General features: G+C 75.4%; 15 protein-coding genes and 1 pseudogene. 9 read left to right on the top strand and 7 right to left on the bottom strand.

The window, feature by feature from the left end; translation table 11 throughout:
* Window positions 1–296: 296 nt before the first annotated feature.
* From IEZ31_RS48425 to IEZ31_RS48435, 3 genes are read left to right on the top strand one after another with little or no spacing between them, the layout of a single operon-like run.
* Window positions 297–659: a hypothetical protein gene (locus IEZ31_RS48425; protein ID WP_190256904.1), complete on the top strand. Its 363-nt coding sequence runs from the start codon at window positions 297–299 to the stop codon at window positions 657–659.
* Window positions 652–1,074 (top strand): hypothetical protein, encoded by a 423-nt coding sequence (locus IEZ31_RS48430; RefSeq protein ID WP_190256905.1) that lies wholly within the window; start codon window positions 652–654, stop codon window positions 1,072–1,074. Before IEZ31_RS48425 ends, IEZ31_RS48430 begins: the two co-directional genes overlap by 8 nt.
* Before the next feature lie 35 nt (window positions 1,075–1,109).
* On the top strand, window positions 1,110–1,952 hold the full coding sequence (locus IEZ31_RS48435) for a hypothetical protein (protein ID WP_190256906.1): 843 nt from the start codon (window positions 1,110–1,112) through the stop codon (window positions 1,950–1,952).
* Between the two features lie 257 nt (window positions 1,953–2,209).
* On the opposite strand, the gene IEZ31_RS48440 is transcribed toward IEZ31_RS48435, so the two are convergent.
* The 5 genes and pseudogenes from IEZ31_RS48440 to IEZ31_RS48460 all read right to left on the bottom strand — a co-directional run bounded on the left by IEZ31_RS48440 (window position 2,210) and on the right by IEZ31_RS48460 (window position 10,424).
* Window positions 2,210–5,563: an error-prone DNA polymerase gene (locus tag IEZ31_RS48440; RefSeq protein ID WP_190256907.1), complete on the bottom strand. Its 3,354-nt coding sequence runs from the start codon at window positions 5,561–5,563 to the stop codon at window positions 2,210–2,212.
* A 1-nt stretch (window position 5,564) separates the two neighbouring features.
* Window positions 5,565–7,082 carry a DNA polymerase Y family protein gene (locus tag IEZ31_RS48445; protein WP_190256941.1) on the bottom strand — a complete coding sequence of 506 codons (1,518 nt, stop codon included), beginning with the start codon at window positions 7,080–7,082 and terminating at the stop codon, window positions 5,565–5,567.
* Window positions 7,083–7,093: 11 nt separating this feature from the next.
* Window positions 7,094–7,905, bottom strand: a pseudogene (gene imuA' / locus IEZ31_RS57760) (DnaE2-dependent mutagenesis accessory factor ImuA').
* Window positions 7,906–8,527: 622 nt separating this feature from the next.
* Complete coding sequence (locus IEZ31_RS48455) at window positions 8,528–9,040, bottom strand: SAV_6107 family HEPN domain-containing protein (RefSeq protein WP_190256909.1); 513 nt, start codon at window positions 9,038–9,040, stop codon at window positions 8,528–8,530.
* 385 nt (window positions 9,041–9,425) lie between these two features.
* Window positions 9,426–10,424: a winged helix DNA-binding domain-containing protein gene (locus IEZ31_RS48460; RefSeq protein WP_190256910.1), complete on the bottom strand. Its 999-nt coding sequence runs from the start codon at window positions 10,422–10,424 to the stop codon at window positions 9,426–9,428.
* A gap of 66 nt (window positions 10,425–10,490) precedes the next feature.
* On the opposite strand from IEZ31_RS48460, the gene IEZ31_RS48465 reads away from it, so the two are divergent.
* From IEZ31_RS48465 to IEZ31_RS48485, 6 genes are read left to right on the top strand one after another with little or no spacing between them, the layout of a single operon-like run.
* The gene (locus IEZ31_RS48465; protein WP_190256911.1) at window positions 10,491–10,979 is read left to right on the top strand and encodes a YbaK/EbsC family protein; all 489 of its coding nucleotides are present in this window, start codon (window positions 10,491–10,493) and stop codon (window positions 10,977–10,979) included.
* Window positions 10,976–11,620: a monooxygenase gene (locus IEZ31_RS48470; protein WP_229837012.1), complete on the top strand. Its 645-nt coding sequence runs from the start codon at window positions 10,976–10,978 to the stop codon at window positions 11,618–11,620. The genes IEZ31_RS48465 and IEZ31_RS48470 overlap by 4 nt, the downstream gene beginning before the upstream one ends.
* On the top strand, window positions 11,617–12,153 hold the full coding sequence (locus IEZ31_RS57765; protein ID WP_229837013.1) for a GNAT family N-acetyltransferase: 537 nt from the start codon (window positions 11,617–11,619) through the stop codon (window positions 12,151–12,153). The genes IEZ31_RS48470 and IEZ31_RS57765 overlap by 4 nt, the downstream gene beginning before the upstream one ends.
* Window positions 12,150–12,893 (top strand): carotenoid biosynthesis protein, encoded by a 744-nt coding sequence (locus tag IEZ31_RS57770; protein WP_229837014.1) that lies wholly within the window; start codon window positions 12,150–12,152, stop codon window positions 12,891–12,893. The genes IEZ31_RS57765 and IEZ31_RS57770 overlap by 4 nt, the downstream gene beginning before the upstream one ends.
* Window positions 12,881–13,960, top strand: a complete 1,080-nt coding sequence (locus tag IEZ31_RS48480) for a glycosyltransferase family 2 protein (RefSeq protein ID WP_373294815.1) — start codon at window positions 12,881–12,883, stop codon at window positions 13,958–13,960. The genes IEZ31_RS57770 and IEZ31_RS48480 overlap by 13 nt, the downstream gene beginning before the upstream one ends.
* Window positions 13,948–15,372, top strand: a complete 1,425-nt coding sequence (locus IEZ31_RS48485; RefSeq protein ID WP_190256912.1) for a phytoene desaturase family protein — start codon at window positions 13,948–13,950, stop codon at window positions 15,370–15,372. Before IEZ31_RS48480 ends, IEZ31_RS48485 begins: the two co-directional genes overlap by 13 nt.
* Here the strand turns inward: IEZ31_RS48485 and IEZ31_RS48490 are convergent.
* Both IEZ31_RS48490 and metF read right to left on the bottom strand, forming a co-directional pair.
* The gene (locus tag IEZ31_RS48490; protein WP_229837015.1) at window positions 15,356–16,030 is read right to left on the bottom strand and encodes a CDP-alcohol phosphatidyltransferase family protein; all 675 of its coding nucleotides are present in this window, start codon (window positions 16,028–16,030) and stop codon (window positions 15,356–15,358) included. The genes IEZ31_RS48485 and IEZ31_RS48490 overlap by 17 nt on opposite strands.
* On the bottom strand, window positions 16,017–16,934 hold the full coding sequence (gene metF / locus IEZ31_RS48495; RefSeq protein ID WP_190256913.1) for a methylenetetrahydrofolate reductase [NAD(P)H]: 918 nt from the start codon (window positions 16,932–16,934) through the stop codon (window positions 16,017–16,019). Before metF ends, IEZ31_RS48490 begins: the two co-directional genes overlap by 14 nt.
* Window positions 16,935–16,938: the final 4 nt, after the last annotated feature.

Below are 16,938 nucleotides of genomic sequence, written 5' to 3' on the forward strand. Positions count from 1 at the left end.
CGTAGACGTTGAAGTTGCTGTCGTAGTCCGACTCGCTGCCCGAAGCCGACTGCAGGTGCTCCAGCTCGCCGCTCTCGCCGCCGGCCTCGTAGTGGCCGTAGTCCAGGTCCGCGCCGGTGTCGAAGCCGTCACTCATTGGTGTTCCCCCAGGTCTCTGGTCGCTGTCTGCGGTACACAGAACGTTACGTGCTTAGTGGACCATGCGAATCCCCAGAACGTGCCACCGGGATATAGGCAAGTAGGCGACACTTTGCCCGCCCGCGGCCGGCCCGGACCCGCCGGATACGCTGTCCGCCGTGATCGGGCCACTGGCTGTCGCCATCCATGTGCTGTCGCTGGCGCTGGCGGCCTGGGCGTTCGTGGAGTTCTTCCGGCACCGCGCGCCCTCCCGTCCGCTCTTCCTCGGCCTCGCCGTCGTCGGCGTCCTGGTGCTCGTGCAGGTGGTGGCCCTGATCGTCGGGCTTGCCCGGGGCGGCGGGCCGGCCGAGGGCAGCGAGCAGGTGACCCTGGTCGGCTACCTGCTGACCGCCGCGCTGCTCCCGCCGGCGGGTGCGGTGCTGGCCCGGATGGAGCCGACCCGCTGGGGCTCACTGATCATCGGCGCCGCGGCGGTCATCGTGCCGGTGCTCATCCTGCGACTCGGACAGATCTATGGCTGAATCACTGAACAAGGGCCCCGGCCGCGTGCTGGTCGGCATCTACGGGGTCTTCGCCCTGTCCGCGGGCGCCCGCGCGAGCGTCCAGATCGCGTCGAAGTTCCACGAGGCGCCGCTCGCGTACAGCCTCTCCGCCCTGGCCGCGGTCGTCTACATCGTCGCCACCGTCGCCCTGGCCCGCTCCAGCCGCACGTCGCGGCGGGTCGCGTTCGCGGCCGTCGGGTTCGAGCTGGTGGGCGTGCTCGCGGTCGGCACGGTGAGCATCGTCGACCCGGACGCCTTCCCCGACGCCACGGTCTGGTCGGACTTCGGTCAGGGATACGGTTACGTACCCCTGGTGCTCCCGCTCGTCGGCCTGTTCTGGCTCTGGTGGACCGGCCGCTCCCGCCCCGTTCCCGGCGAGCCGTCAGCCACATGACTGCGGACGGTGGTCGATTCCCCGACCATCGCCGCATGACCCTCTCCGCCAGCCGGTTCTCGGCGTACGTGATGTTCTTCGTCGCCGCGGTCGAGTTCGTCGTCGGCGCCGTCCTGCTGACCATGTCGACCGTGGAGTCGCTGTCCTCCGCCGGGACGACCCTGATGATCGTGGGCGGCGCGCTCCTCCTCTCCGGCGTGATCATGGTGCTGGTCGGCGTACGGTTCCTGAAGAAGTACGCCGAGGGCCGCCGCCTGCAGGAGAACGGCGTCGCCGGCACCGCCCAGGTGCTGCAGGCCCGCCAGACCGGGGTCCTCATCAACAACCAGCCCCAGGTGGCGCTCGACCTGCGGGTGACCTGCCCCGGCCACGGCACGTACGACGTGCGCCGCAAGGAGGTCGTCCCGATGCTGCTGCTGTCCCGGGTGACGTCGGGCCTGCCGCTGACGGTGCTGGTCGACCCGCAGGACCGCGAGAAGCTCCTGGTCGACTGGTCGGCCACCCCGTCGATGGCCGCCGACCCGATGGCGGCGCTGCGCGCCCTGGGCGTGCCCGCGAGCCCGCCGCCCGCGCCTGCGCCGGACCCGGCCGCCGCGGAGCTGCTGCAGCAGCAGATCCTGGCCACGGGCGTCCCGGGCGTGGCCCGGGTCCTGTCGGCGACCTTCATCGGCGCGCTGGACCAGCAGGGCCGCCCGGTGTACGACGTCCAGCTCCACGTCCAGATCGACGGCCGGGCGCCCTTCGCCGGCGGGGTCCAGGTGGGCGTACCGCTGGAGCGCGTGTCCGTGATGCAGCAGGGCGGCGAGATCCCGATCAAGGCCGATCCGCACGACCCGTCGAAGTTCGCCGCCGACTGGAACCGCCTCCCGACCTCCTGACCCGCGCTCCCACCGCCCGCCGTCATCCCCCACCCCCGCACCCGCCGCCCACCGCCGCGATCTTGGAGTTGCGGTCCCGGATTTGTCCGTCTTATGCGGATAATGGCACAACCACAACTCCAAGATCGCGGCCGCAATGGGGTGCGAGGCGGGGCGCGAGCGGTGAGGGGGCGGGCGCGGGGCGGGAGTGGGCGCCGTGGCAGAGCACGGCGCGGCAGGGGCAGGGCGGGCGCGGGGCAGAGCGCGCGGCGCGCGGGTCAGCGGAAGTCGCGGGACGGGGAGCGGACCGGGAGCGGCAGCGGGGTCAGGTGGTCGGCGCGCAGGTTGAGCACGCCCTCGGCCTTCTCCAGGATGCCGCGGATGACCAGCGCGTTCGCGGTGCGGGCGACCCGGCGGTACCGGTGCCACAGCCCCGGCGTGCAGGTCACGTTGAGCATGCCCGTCTCGTCCTCCAGGTTGATGAACGTCACCCCGCCGGCCGTCGCCGGGCGCTGCCGGTGGGTGACGATGCCGCCGACCGAGACCCGGCGGCCGTGCGGGACGTCCGGCAGGGCCGCGATGGAGAGGGCGCCGATGCGGTCCAGGTGGTCGCGGGCGAACTGGGCCGGGTGCGCGTCGGGGGCCAGGCCGGTCGCCCACACGTCGGCCACCATGCGCTCCACCGCGTCCATGCCGGGCAGCATCGGGGCCACGACGCCGCCCGTCGTGCCCGGCAGGCGGCCCGCCGTCTCCCGGGCCGCCGCGCCCGCCGACCAGAGGGCCTCGCGGCGGGTCAGGCCCAGGCCGGCGAAGGCGTCCGCGGTCGCCAGGGCCTCCAGGTGCGTGGTCGTCAGGGCGGCGCGTCTCGCCAGGTCGCTCATCGAGGTGTACCGCCCGCCGCTCGCCCGCTCCGCCTCGATGCGCTCGGCCACGGTGTCGCCGAGGGAGCGCACCGCCGACAGTCCGAGCCGGACCACGGGGCCGCCGCGCCCCCACTCGGAGGGTGCGGAGCCGGTCGGCTCCGGAGCAAGCGGAGACGAAAGCGTCGCCTTGGCGTTGCTGGCGTTGATGTCGGGCCGCAGCACGGTGACCCCGTGCCGGCGGGCGTCGTCGACCAGGGACTGCGGCGAGTAGAAGCCCATCGGCTGCGCGTTGAGCAGCGCCGCGCAGAACGCCGCCGGGTGGTAGCGCTTGAGCCAGGCGCTCGCGTACACCAGGTACGCGAAGCTCATCGCGTGGCTCTCCGGGAAGCCGTAGTTCGCGAACGCGGCCAGCTTGTCGAACAGTTCGTCGGCGAGCGCGCCGGTGATCCCGTTGGCGGCCATCCCCTCGTACAGCCGGGCCCGGATCCGCTCCATCCGCTCCATCGAGCGCTTCGACCCCATCGCCCGGCGCAGCTCGTCGGACTCGGCCGGGGTGAACCCGGCGACGTCGATCGCCATCTGCATGAGCTGCTCCTGGAACAGCGGCACCCCCAGCGTCTTCTCCAGCGACGCCTCGAGCAGCGGGTGGGGGTACGTCACCTTCTCCAGCCCGTTCTTGCGCCGGATGTAGGGGTGGACGGAGCCGCCCTGGATCGGCCCGGGGCGGATCAGCGCCACCTCCACGACCAGGTCGTAGAAGGTGCGGGGCCTGAGCCGCGGCAGGGTGGCCATCTGCGCGCGGCTCTCCACCTGGAAGACCCCGACCGAGTCGGCCCGGCACAGCATGTCGTAGACCTCGGGGTCGTCGAGCGGCATGTGCGCGATGTCCAGCGTCGAGTCGATCATCTCGAACGCGTACCGCAACGCCGACAGCATCCCGAGCCCGAGCAGGTCGAACTTGACCAGCCCGACCGAGGCGCAGTCGTCCTTGTCCCACTGCAGGACGGTGCGGTGCTCCATGCGGGCGTGCTCGACGGGGCAGACCTCGATGACCGGCCGGTCGCAGATGACCATGCCGCCGGAGTGGATGCCCAGGTGCCGCGGGAACGAGAGCAGCTCGTTGGCGAAGTCGACGACCGGGCCGGGGATCTCGTCCAGCTCCGCGGTGGTCACGCCGCCCCACCGCTCGACCTGCTTGCTCCAGGCGTCCTGCTGCCCGGGCGAGTGCCCGAAGGCCTTGGCCATGTCGCGGACGGCGGACTTCGGGCGGTACGAGATGACGTTGGCGACCTGGGCCGTGTACGTCCGGCCGTACTTGGCGTAGACGTGCTGGATGACCTTCTCCCGCTGGTCGGACTCGATGTCGATGTCGATGTCCGGCGGGCCGTCGCGCTCGGGCGACAGGAAGCGCTCGAACAGCAGCCCCCACCGCACGGCGTCGACGTTGGTGATGCCGAGCGCGTAGCAGACCGCCGAGTTGGCCGCCGAGCCGCGGCCCTGGCAGTAGATGTCGTGCTGCCGGCAGAACTCCACGATGTCGTGGACGACCAGGAAGTACCCCGGAAAGTTCAGCTCCTCGATCAGCGCCAGCTCGTGCTCCAGCTGCGCGTGGGCCCGGTCGTTGCCGGCGTACCGCACGGCGGCGCCCCGCATCGTCAGGTGCCGCAGCCACGCCATCTCCGACATGCCCGGCTCGGGCACGGGGTAGTCCGGCAGGCTCGGCGCGACCAGCTGGAGGTCGAAGGCCAGCTCGGCGCCGAACGCGGCGGCTCGCGGTACCGCATCGGGAAACGCCGCGAACCGGGCGGCCATCTCGGCGCCGCCGCGCAGGTGCGCCGTGCCGGCGGCGGGCAGCCAGCCGTCGATCTCGTCGAGGCTGCGCCGGGCCCGCACCGCGGCGAGCGCGGTCGCCAGCCGGCGGCGGCCCGGCCCGGCGTAGTGGACGTTGTTCGTGGCGACGACCGGGAGCTTGCACTCCAGCGCCAGGTCCGCGAGCGCGTCGTTGCGCTCGTCGTCGAGCGGGTCGCCGTGCGCGGTGAGCTCGACGGCCACCGACTCCGGCCCGAACAGCGCGACCAGCCGGTCCAGCTCGGCCCGCGCCGCGCCGACCCCGTCGCGCAGCAGGGCGGCCGGCACGTGGCCCTTCCGGCAACCGGTCAGCAGCAGCGCGTGGTCGCGCAGCGCCGCCGCGGTCTCCTCCAGGTCGTAGACGGGCCTCCCCTTCTCCCCGCCGCGCAGGTGCGCCTCGCTGATGATCCGGGAGAGCCGGGCGTACCCCTCGGGCCCCCGCGCGAGCAGCAGAAGGTGCCGGCCGAGCGGGTCGGGCTCGCCGTTGGCGCGCCCCGGCAGGCCCAGCGACAGCTCCGCCCCGAAGACGGTGCGGATCTCCAGCGCGCGGGCGGCCTCGGCGAACCGCACGACGCCGTAGAACCCGTCGTGGTCGGTGATCGCGACGGCCTGCAGTCCCTGCCGTACCGCGGCCTCCGCCAGCTCCTCGGGATGGCTGGCCCCGTCGAGGAAGCTGAAGTTGCTGTGTGCGTGCAGCTCGGCGTACGGCACCGGGTCGGCGGGCCGCTCGACGGCCGGCGCCTCGTACCCCGGCCGCTTGCGCGACCACGCCGGGGAGTCGCCGCCGTCGCCGTGGTCGGCCGAGAGCACGTCGGGGTGGTAGTCCTCGCCGGGGTGCTCCCAGCTCTTGCCGTCTCGTTTCCGTCCCGACAGCCATCGCTCGAGCTCCGACCAGGGGACGTCTGGGTTGTTGAATCCCATGTCAGTCGTACAGCGCTTCCACTCGCCAGACTCCGTTCTCCAGGACGGCCAGGACCGCCCGCTCGTCGGCCAGCCGCAGCTGGAACCGCGCGCACCGGCGGGCCTCGTCCTCGTCCCACCACCGCTCGTCGACCGGCCACGGCCCGGCCCAGGCCACGATCTCGACCGCCTGTGGCTCCTTGTCCATCCGGATTCGCGCCGGTACCGCACTGAGCACGAGCCGGCCGCTCACCGTGACGACGCCCCCGTCGGCGTCGACGACCTCGGCGGGCAGGGGCTCGACGTGGACGGTGGCCGGCGACGGCGCCGGCAGCCGCCCGGGCCACGGCGCGTCGACGCCCTGCGCGACCCGCTCGTCGCCGAACGCCACCAGCCGGATCCGGCGCTGGTCGGCCCGCCCGCCGTCGAGCATCGCGGTGAGCACCGCGTCCGGCCCGAGCAGGCCCTGCACCCGGGTCAGCGCCCGGTGCGCCCGGTCGCGCTCCTCGCCGGCCTCGCCCCAGAGCCCCGGTTGCAGCCCGAGGTGCTCGACCACGCCCTCGGGCACCAGCCGCAGCCGGACGATCCCGGCCGTCGGCCGGTGGTTGCGCCCCCGCAGCCAGCCGTCGAGCTGCCAGCGGAGCCGGTCGGCGATCTGCCCGACGCCGAGCAGCCCGTCGTGCCGCCAGGTGCGCACGAGCTCCTCGCCGCGCTCGGTGGTCGCCTCGATCGCCAGCCGCGTGCAGGCCAGCCCGTGCGAGGCCAGCCGGTCGTGGAGCCGCTCGGCGAGCGCCCGCGCGGCGAACGCGGCGGCGTCGACCCGGTCGACCGGCTCGTCGAACGTCTCGGCCACGTCGAGGTCGGCCGGCGGCTTCCGCGGTGCGAGCGGCCGCTCGTCCCGCCCTCCGGCGAGCCGGTGGGCGAGCGCCGCGTCGAACCCGAACCGCGCCAGCACGTCCCCGCCGGGCAGGGCCGCGAACTCCGCGAGCGTGTGGATCCCGAGCCGGCGCAGCAGGTCGGCCAGCGCCGGCCGCCCGAGCGCGCTGACGCTCAGGTCGGCGAGGAACCCGGCCGTCTCCCCGGCCGGCACGATGACCCCGGCCCGCGCCGCGAGCCCCGCCGCGAACGTCCCCTCGGCGATCCCGGCCTGCGCCTCCACCCCGCACTGCTGCGCCACGTGCTCGACGAGCCGCTCGGCGGCCGCCTCCTCGCCGCCGTAGTACCGCGCGGGCCCGCGCGCCGCCAGCGCACACGCCCCCGGCCGCAGCGTCTCGACCCCCGGCGCGAGCGCCTCGACGGCCATCAGCACGGGCTCGAACGCCCGCATGTCCCGCGCGGGATCGTGCTCCAGCACGATGAGGTGCGGGCACCGCCCCTGCGCCTCCCGCTTCCGCAGCCCCCGCCGCACCCCTTCCTCCCGCGCCGCCGGCGACGTGGCCAGCACCCGGTTGGCGTGCATGACGGCGACGGGCTCCTGCGCCGGATACCCGTCCACGATCTCGGCCGCGATCACCGGCCAGTCGGGACACCAGATCACCATCGTCCGCACGCTCACGTCACCCCACCCGCCGCAACGCCACGACCTCGTCCGCCCGCCCGTCCTCGCCCGCCGCGTCCTCGCCGCCCACCGCGGCCGGCGGCCGCCCACCGCGACCGGCGCCGTCCCCGCCCACCGCGACCAGGGGGCGTTCCCCCGGGCGGTCGGCGAACGGGCGGCTGACCGGCGGCAGGACGCCCTCCAGCGCGGGCAGCCAGAGCGTGACCTCGCGCGGCGCGGCCGCCGCGCCCCGCCCCCGGGCCTGGATGGTCATCTCCCGGCACCGCAGCCGGCCCCGCCCGGCCCCGAGCCCGTCCCACGCCCCCCGGACCGGCGCGACGGTGAGATCGGCCCCGGCCCACGGCCCGGCCGGCATGAGCACGCTCCCCCGCTGCCGGGCCCGCGCCGCCAGCCGCCCGGCGACGGCCGGCGCGATCGGCCCCGGCGGCGCCGCGACGACGATGTCGAGCCCGTCGAGCAGCGCGGCGACGGCGGTGGTCCACTCGGTCCCCGGATACGGCACCAGCGCCAGCCGATCCAGCGCGATCCCCATCTCGGCCGCCGCGACCGGGCTGAGCGCCGGCAGCCCCACGACCGCACACCACGACCCCGCCTGCGACGCCGCGGCGAGCAGCGCCAGCAGCACCGACGAGGTGTGCACCGCGATCGTGGCCCCCCGCCGCAGCCCACCGCCCGGCAGGAGGGCCCGCAGCCCGGAGAGCACGGGCAGGGTCCGCGTCGCGGTGCCCACCTCGGCCGCATGCTCACTGGCCGGCCGCACGACGCCGCTCAGCCCCGCGGCGCGCACCACCGCCAGCCGATCGATCCGCCGCGGCGTCCGCGGCTGCCCGCCCTCGGCCCGATCCTGCCGGTGATATGCGGATAAATCAGACAGGAGCGGCTCGACAACGTCCGCCCCGGAGGCGGACCCGGCGACGGCCCCCGGCTCGACGGAAGGGCCCGGCCGAGCCGAGCCGAGCACCGAGACCTCGGCCATGGAACCGGAGCGCGACGAGGCGGAACCCCGCCCGGAACCCCGCCCGGCCGGGTCGAGGCGGGTGACGGAGCGCGACGAGGCGGCATCCGCCGGCGGGGAGTCGGCGGGCGGGCTGCCGATGACGCGACCATACGAGCCGTCATGCGGGTCGTCATGCCACCCGTCATGCGGATCGTCGTAGGCGTCGTCGTAGAACTCGGCGGCCGCCGAAGCCGACATGCCAGCCACGGCACCTGCTCCCCCACTGTCGTGCTGTTCGTTCTGTCGCCGCCGTCCCCGGCGATGCCTGGATCACCCGACCGCCCCCGCGACCACCCGGGTCACCGGGCGACGGCCGAGCCGGGCTGGGCCGGCGCACACCCCCCGCGGCGCGATGGCCCGGCGCCGCGGGGCCGTCCGGCCCGCCCGGGGTGGAGCGGCAGATCTCCCCCCGGGGCCGGGCCGGACCGGTTCAGCTGGCCAGGCCTTCCAGGCGCGGCTGGTAGGACAGGCCCAGGCCCACCTCGACGACGGCGATGAACTGCTCCGCGGCGCGCATGAGGTCGTCGGCCTCGCGGGCGGAGACCACCCGCGGGATGCCGGCCTCCGCGGCCGAACGCTTGCTGGCGCCGGCGGCGAAGAACGCCGCCCACTCGGTCAGCTCCGGTGCCACGAGCACCAGCAGCGACCAGACGCTCGTCACCCGGCTGCGCCGGCCGGGTGCGGCGGGAACGGCCCGGGCCGCGAGCACCGCGGCCGCCGCGCGCAGCGCCGCCAGGTGCGCGGTCGCATAGCGCATGCCGTCGGTGCGGATCTCGGCCGCCTCCTCGAGCCCGTGCCGGGCGAGGGTCAGCAGCTCCCGCGGGGTGCGATGGGGAAGCGCGTGGGCGGGCACCGGAAGCTGCTGCCGGGACGTGCCACCGGCCGGCACGGCAGCCGGGAATCGACTGACGTTGGACGAGCTGGTCGAACGGTTCGTCGGCATCGGTGCTCTCCCTCGGTGGTGCGTCGGCGGGTCGGTGCCCTGGTGGTGCCGTGCCGCCGCGGGGGGAGTCGCAGCGACACGCGGATCGTTCCTCGAACAGTGGCGACGGCGTCGCCGGCCGGGCGTGGAGCTTCCCCACACCACACCCGGCCGGCTGGGTCGCTGCCCGCCGCCCGGGGGTCGTGGGCGGCGGGCAACGACCCCGCCTGAGGCCAGACCCGCGAAAATCCGGCCTCCGCGGTGTCGCGGACCGCGCTCGGGATCGGCGCCGCGAATCGCCTCCCCGAAGCAGTTCGAACATCCGTTCGATACACCTAACACTACACCCGCGGACCCCGGGAACCGCAACGGTGACGCGAGATTTTTCGTACACGCGTTCGCACGATCACTCCAGCCGCTCCCCCAGGAACCGCCCGAGGTCCGCGACCTCGGCCGGCACCGCCTCGCGCACCCGCGCCGCGAGCGGCCCGAACGGCTCGAGCTCCACCCGGCGCCCGACGCGCCGCCACAGCCCGGCCACCCGCCCCTCGGCCAGGACCGTGGCCCCGACCATGCCCCCGCCCGCGTTGACCAGCCGGGCGTGCTCCGGTGCCACGACGAACGCGCGGTCGCGATGGCCGAGCAGCACCGGGTCGAACGGCCCGAGCAGGCGGACCGGCGGCACCTCGGGCGGCGTCCCCGGCTCCGGCACCCGGGCGCCGAGCACCTCGAACGCCCGCCGCGCGGCGGCGGCCGGCAGCCCGGACCAGGCCGCCAGGTCGGCGGGCCCGGCCGGGCCGTGGCCCAGCAGGTAGCGCCGGGCGAGCTCGCCCAGCGCCTCGTCCCCCACCAACGCCGGCGTCATCGCCGGCGCCGCGACGACCGACGGCTCGCCGCGCGCCAGGTCGGGGCCGCGCGTGACCAGCCCCGACATCGCCGCATAGGCGACCAGGTGGGCCGGCGCCTGCCCGGCCGGGTCGATCCGCGCGCCGCGATCGGCGATCCGCCGCACCAGCTCGGCCCGGCCCACCGGCCCGTCCGCCGCGGCGAGCACCGCCTCGACCGCGGCGAGGGCCCGCGCACAGGTCGCCTCGTCCAGTCCCAGCTGCTCCCGCCGGCGCCGGCCGGCGGCCCGGTTGAGCGGCGCGAAGAGCGCGTGCAGCCAGCCGTGGTCGGCCGCGGTGACCAGGTGCAGCGTGTTGCGCATCAGCCAGGTGCGGACCGTCTCGCCGGTCGCCAGGGACCGGTCGACGTCGGCCGCGACCAGCCCGGCCGTGCGGGCGCGCACGGCGAGGCGGGCGGCCGGCATCGACTGGGCCTGCACCCCGACGACCCGCTCGGCCACGCCGGGGACCGTCGTGGCGGGCGGCCCGGCGAGGAGCTGGGCACCCAACCTGAGGGACATACCCGGGACCATAGCCAGGGGGTACGACAAAAACGGCCGCGACCAGGACCGGGCAAGATAGGGGGCATGCAGTCGCATCCCAACGTCCAGGCGGTCCAGGACGCGCTCGACGCGGCCGGCGCCCGCAACGCGGCCGGCGCGCCCGGCCGGGTCAAGGTCCTCGACGAGCCCGTGCACACCGCGGCCGCGGCCGCCGCGGCGCTCGGCATCGAGGTCGGCCAGATCGCCAACTCCCTGATCTTCGACGCCGACGGCGAGCCGCTGCTCGTGCTGACCTCGGGCGCGCACCGGGTCGACACCGCCCGGGTCGCCGCCCTGCTGGGCATCGGCAAGGTCAAGCGGGCCGGCGCCGACTTCGTGCGCGACCACACCGGCCAGGTCATCGGCGGGGTGTCCCCGCTGGGCCACCCCAAGCCGCTGCGGACCCTGGTCGACGAGGACCTGGGGCAGTATGACGAGATCTGGGCGGCGGGCGGCGTCCCCCAGGCGGTCTTCCCGATCACGTTCGCGGAGCTCGTGCGCGTCACCAGCGGTACCGTCGCATCCGTCGCGTGACCGTCAGGCTCTTCGTCTGGCGGGTGCGGCCCGCCGCTGTCCCGCTCGCGTTCTGGTCGATGGCGGTGGACCGCCGCGCGCTGCGCCGGCAGGCGGGCTTCGCCAAGCTGCTCGGCACCGGCCGGGGCAGCGAGTTCGGCGTGGGCGCGGCGGACCTGACCCGCTGGGCGGCGGTGGTCGTCGACGGCCCGGCGCCCCCGATGCGGGGCGCCGTCAGCACGAGCGTCCTCACGCTGGAGCCGATCGCGAGCCGCGGCACCTGGTCGAAGCAGGAGCCGTTCACACCCGCCGCAGCGGGTCAGCACGGGCCGATCGCCGTCCTGACCAGGGCGCGCCTGCGTCCCGCGAAGGCCGTCCAGTTCTGGCGGGCCGTCGATGCGGTGTCGAGGAACCTGCAGCAGGCCGACGGCCTGCTCTGCGCACTGGGCGTCGGCGAGGCCCCCGTAGGATTCCAGGGCACGGTGAGCGTGTGGCGCTCAGCGGCGGATATCGTGCGTTTCGCGTACCGTCAGCCGGAGCACGCCGAGGTCGTGCAGCGCACGGCCCGGCTCGGGTGGTATGCGGAGGAGTTGTTCGCCCGGTTCCGGGTGCTCGGCGTCGACGGCGATCGGGAGGTGCTCGGTTGGAGGGACGGCCCGTGAGGCTGGTGCGCTGGCGCGGCGAGGACCTGCTCCAGCGCCTCGACGACGTCATCGCGGTCTACGGCGAGGCGATGGGCTATTCCGTGCAGCTGCTGCAGACCCGCCGCGGCTACGTCGCCGGCCACACCCGCCGGGAGGCGTTCCAGGCGGTGGCGACGCTGGACGACGACGACAACCTGCTCGGCTTCGGCTACGGCTACCGCGGCGCGTCCGGCCAGTGGTGGCACGACCAGGTGCGCAACGCGCTGCGCCGCGACCACCGCAAGTTCTGGCTCGGCAACTGCTTCGAGCTGGTCGAGCTGCACGTCCGCCCGCACGCGCAGGGGCACGGCATCGGCGCGCGCCAGCTGCACGAGCTGCTGACCAACGCGCACCACCAGACCGTGCTGCTGTCGACGCCGGAGGCGCCCGAGGCGACCTCGCGGGCCTGGCGGCTGTACCGCCGGTTCGGCTTCGTCGACGTGCTGCGCCACTTCAACTTCCCGGGCGACGACCGCCCGTTCGCCGTGCTGGGCCGGCAACTGCCCCTGTGAACCCGATCAAGGGGCTCTGGATCCTGTTCGGAGCCCTCGTCCTGGCCGAGATCGGCTACCCGCTGGCCGGCGGCCGCACCCGGGCCGCGCTCGTGGTGGCGACCGTCGTCGCCGGCTACCTCCTCTCCGTGACCCACGCCTGGACCACCCGCGGCCCCCGCACCGCCGCCGCCCTCATCGCCGTGACGACCGGCGGCGGCCTGCTCGTCGAGGCGGTCGGCCGGGCCACCGGCGTCCCGTTCGGCGACTACGACTACACCGGCGCCCTGGGCCCCCGCCTGCTCGGCGTGCCGCTGGTCGTCCCGCTCGCCTGGACCTGGATGGCCTGGCCGGCCTGGCTGGCGGCGGGGCGCCTGACGGGACGCGCGTGGACCCGCGTCGGCCTGGCCGGGCTGGGCCTGGCGAGCTGGGACCTGTTCCTCGATCCGCAGATGGTCTCCGAGGGGTACTGGCAGTGGTCGAGCGCGGCGGCCGCGCTCCCCGGCGTGCCCGGGATCCCCGTCACCAACTACCTGGGGTGGCTGGTCGTGGCGACGGCGATGACGGCCCTGCTGCGGCTCGGCGCCGGCCCCGACCGCCCGGGCGCCGACGCGCCGATGCACGCCCTCTACCTGTGGACGTACACCTCGAGCATCCTGGCCCACGCGGTCTTCCTCGGGCTGCCCGCCTCGGCGGCCTGGGGGGCCGTGGGCATGGGGCTGGTGGCGGTGCCGCTGGCGGTGCGACTGTGGCGATCCTGACCGCTGTCGCTGTCGCTGTCCTGGCCGCGCTCACGCTGCACACGGTCGTGAACGCGCTGCTGCTGCGGCGGCCCGCTTCGCAACGGCGCCCGGCGAGCCGCGTCGCCGTGCTGCTGCCGCTGCGCGACGAGGCGCACCGCGTGGAGCCCTGCCTGCGGGCGCTGCTGGCGCTGCGCGGCGGCCCGGCGATCGTCGTGCTCGACGACGGCTCGACGGACGGCACCGCCGAGCTGGTCCGGCGCGTCGGCGGCGACCGGTTCACGCTGCTGTCGGGGAGGCCGCTGCCGGAGGGCTGGCTGGGCAAGCCGCACGCGTGCCAGCAGCTGGCCGATGCGGCGGATGCCGATGTCCTGGCGTTCATCGATGCGGATGTGGTACTGGCCGAGGACGCGATCGAGCGCGCCACCGCCCTGCTGGAACAGTCGGGCGTCGATCTCCTCAGCCCCTATCCGCGCATCGAGGCGGGCACGATCGGCGAGCGCCTCGTGCAGCCGCTGCTGCAGTGGTCGTGGCTCACGTTCCTGCCGCTGCGGGCGATGGAGCGCTCCCCCCGCCCGTCGCTCGCCGCCGCCGGCGGGCAGTTCCTGCTGGTCCGGCGGGCGGCCTACGACCGGGCCGGCGGGCACGCGGCCGTGCGGGACAGGGTGCTGGAGGACGTCGAGCTGGCCCGTTCCGTCAAGCGCGCCGGCGGGCGGATCGCGCTCGCGGACGGCTCGGGGCTGGCCCGCTGCCGGATGTACACGTCGTGGCGGGAGCTCGCCGACGGCTACGGCAAGTCGCTGTGGGCGTCGTTCGGCTCGCCGGCCGGCGCCGCGGGGGTGGTCGGGCTGCTGCTCGCGCTGTACGTGGCGCTGCCGCTGACCGTGCTGCTCGGGCAGTGGGCGGGCCTGCTCGCCTACGGGCTGGGCGTCGCCGGCCGGCTGGTCAGCGCCCGGGCGACCGGCGGCCGGGCGCTCGACGCGCTGGCCCACCCGGTGTCGGTGGTGCTGTTCGCGTGGCTGGTGGTGCGCTCGTTCGCCCGCCGGCGGCGGGTCACCTGGAAGGGGCGGCCGGCATGGCGTCCGTGATCGTCGTCGGGGCGGGCGTCGGCGGGCTCGCGGCCGCAGTCCGCCTGAAGGCCGCGGGTCATGCGGTGACCGTCTTCGAGCAGGCCCCGGTCGCCGGCGGCAAGCTCGGCCGGCACGAGCGGGACGGGTTCCGCTTCGACACCGGCCCGAGCCTGTTCACGCTGCCGCAGGTCGCCGCGGAGCTGTTCGCGGCCACCGGCGGGCCGTCGCCGCTCGACCTGGTCCCCCTCGACCCGCTCGTGCGCCACCACTTCCCCGACGGCACGGTCCTCGACTCCGGTGCCGGCTTCACGGAACGCGTCGCGTCGGCCTTCGGCGCCGAGGCGGCCGCCGACTGGGACCGGCTGTGGCGGCGCGCCGAGCGGGTCTGGGAGGCGTCGTGGCGGCACGTGCTGACGTCCCCTGTGGACAGTCCGCTGCGGATGGCCGGGCTGGCCTGGCGGCTGCGCGACCTGGCCGCGATCGCGCCCGGCCGGACACTGGCCGGGCTGGCCCGCACGCACCTGCGGGACCCGCGGCTGCGGACGCTGCTGGCGCGGTACGCCACCTACACCGGCGCCGACCCGCGCCGCGCCCCGGCCGCGCTGCTCGCGATCCCCTACGCCGAGCTGGCGTTCGGCGGCTGGTACCTGCGCGGCGGCCTGCGGACGCTCGCCGACGCGCTGCTGGAGCGCTGCGCCGGCCTCGGCGTGCGGGTCCACACCGGCACGCCGGTCGAGCGGATCCTGACCACCGGCGCCGCCGCGTCCGGGGTGCGGCTGGCCGGCGGCGCGACCGTCGCCGCCGACGTGGTGGTCGCCAACGCCGACGCGCTGCACGTGTACCGCGACCTGCTCCCCGCGCCGGCCCGCGCCCGCCGGCTGGAGGCCCGCAGCCTGGGCGGGTTCGTTCTGCTGCTCGGGCTGCGCGGCCGCACCCCCGGCCTGGCCCACCACACGGTGTGGTTCCCGCGCGACTACGACGCCGAGTTCGACGCGATCTTCGGCCGGCCGGCAGCGCCGGTCGACGACCCGGCCGTGTTCGTGACGTGCGCCGACGACCCGGCGGTGCGGCCGGAGGGGCACGAGGGCTGGTTCGTGCTCGTCAACGCGGCGCCGCAGGGCGCGGTCGACTGGGCCGCGCACCGCGAGGCCTACGCCGACCGGATCCTCGGCGTGCTCGCGGCGCGGGGCGTGGACGTGCGGGACCGGCTGCTCTTCCGGGAGGTGCTGACGCCGGCCGATCTGGAGGCGGCGACGCGCTCCCCGGGCGGGGCGATCTACGGCACGGCGAGCCACGGGCTGCTGCGGCCGCCGAACGTGGGGCCGGTGCGGGGCCTGTACCTGGTCGGGGGCTCGGTCCACCCGGGCGGCGGGCTGCCGCTGGTCATGCTGTCGGCGAAGATCGTCGCCGGCCTCATCGGTCCGGCGTGAGGGCCTTCCGGACGGCGATCACGAGCTGGACCAGGCCGGTGATGCCGAGGACGGCCGTGACGACCAGCGCCGCGGTGGCTCCGGCCGGGACGGCCGCCGCCGCGAGCAGTCCGAAGATCGCCAGCAGGACCCGCGTGGGGCGCTCGGCGACCGTGACGGTGCCGATGCCGGACATGCCGGCGACGGTGGCGCGGGCCCTGAGGTACTCGTGCAGCCACATCAGGCCCGTGCCGCCCACGGCCAGCCAGGCGGGCGCGCCCAGCAGCCAGAACGCCGTCATCCAGGCGGCCTCCGACAACCGGTCGGCGGCCGAGTCCCAGACCTGACCGAGCCGGCTGGCCCGGCCGGTGACCACGGCGAGCACCCCGTCGACGCTGTCGGCCACGGCGGAGAGCAGCACGAGCACCGCCCCGGCGACGGCTGCCCGGCGCCCGCCCAGCGCGGTCATCGGCACGGCGGCGGCGAGCAGCAGGCCGGCCGCCGTGACGGCGTTCGGGCTGCGGACGCCGGCTCGGATCAGCGCCGACCCGATGCGGAACGACAGGCGCAGCCAGCCCCGCACCACCGGCGACGCGGTGCGCGGGTCGTAGCCGCCGTGGGACCTTGACCAGCGCTCCGCGTAGCCGTCCCAGTCCAGGCTCGGGCTAGGTGCGGGCACCGACGCCGAGCTGCTGCCAGACCTCGCGGGTGGCCGTGGAGCGGTTGAAGGTGATGAAGTGGATGCCCGGCACGCCCTCGTCGAGCAGCCGCTGGCACATCCCGCTGAGGTGGTCGATGCCGAGCCGCCGCACGGCCTGCGGGTCGTCGGCGACCCGCTCGAACCGGGCCGCGAGCTCGGGTGGGAACGGCGCGCCGGACAGCTGCTGCGACCGCGCGATCGTGCCGATGTTGGTGACCGGCATCACGCCCGCGACGATCGGCGTCGAGCACCCGGCCGCCGCGACCCGGTCGCGCAGCCGCAGGTAGTCGTCGGCGTCGAAGAACATCTGGGTGATCGCGAAGTCGGCGCCGGCCCGGCACTTGCGCACGAAGTTGGCGGTGTCGGACTCGACGTCGGCCGAGCGGGGATGCTTGTAGGGAAACGCGGCCACCCCGATGCTGAAGTCGCCCGCGTCGCGGACCAGCCGCACGAGGTCCTCGGCGTAGAGCACGCCCTGCGGGTGGCGCACCCACTCCGCGTTGGGGTCGCCCGGCGGGTCGCCGCGCACCAGCAGGAAGTTGCGGATCCCGGCCCCGGCGAGCTGCCCGATCACGTTGCGCAGCTCGGCGACCGAGTGGTTGACCGCCGTCAGGTGCGCCATCGGCAGCAGCGTGGTCTCGGCGGCGACCCGCTCGGTCACCGACACCGTGGTGTCCCGCGTGGTCCCGCCCGCGCCGTAGGTGATCGACACGAACGACGGCTGGAGCGGCTCGAGCTCCCGGATCGTCTGCCAGAGCTGCCGGTCCGCCTCCGGCGTCTTCGGCGGCGAGAACTCAAACGAGAAGGTCGGCCCCTGCTCGGCGATCAGCTGACCGATCGCGGCGGGGCCGCCGCCCATGACGGAAGGAAGTCCGAGAGCCACGCTC

Source organism: Dactylosporangium sucinum (assembly GCF_014647515.1).
In the GTDB taxonomy this organism is placed as follows: domain Bacteria; phylum Actinomycetota; class Actinomycetes; order Mycobacteriales; family Micromonosporaceae; genus Dactylosporangium; species Dactylosporangium sucinum.

Coding starts and splice junctions, on each gene's coding strand:
- IEZ31_RS48430 (WP_190256905.1), top strand. CDS start 652: ATGGCTGAATCACTGAACAAGGGCCCCGGCCGCGTGCTGGTCGGCATC.
- IEZ31_RS48435 (WP_190256906.1), top strand. CDS start 1,110: ATGACCCTCTCCGCCAGCCGGTTCTCGGCGTACGTGATGTTCTTCGTC.
- IEZ31_RS48440 (WP_190256907.1), bottom strand. CDS start 5,563: ATGGGATTCAACAACCCAGACGTCCCCTGGTCGGAGCTCGAGCGATGG.
- IEZ31_RS48445 (WP_190256941.1), bottom strand. CDS start 7,082: ATGGTGATCTGGTGTCCCGACTGGCCGGTGATCGCGGCCGAGATCGTG.
- IEZ31_RS48455 (WP_190256909.1), bottom strand. CDS start 9,040: ATGCCGACGAACCGTTCGACCAGCTCGTCCAACGTCAGTCGATTCCCG.
- IEZ31_RS48460 (WP_190256910.1), bottom strand. CDS start 10,424: ATGTCCCTCAGGTTGGGTGCCCAGCTCCTCGCCGGGCCGCCCGCCACG.
- IEZ31_RS48465 (WP_190256911.1), top strand. CDS start 10,491: ATGCAGTCGCATCCCAACGTCCAGGCGGTCCAGGACGCGCTCGACGCG.
- IEZ31_RS48485 (WP_190256912.1), top strand. CDS start 13,948: ATGGCGTCCGTGATCGTCGTCGGGGCGGGCGTCGGCGGGCTCGCGGCC.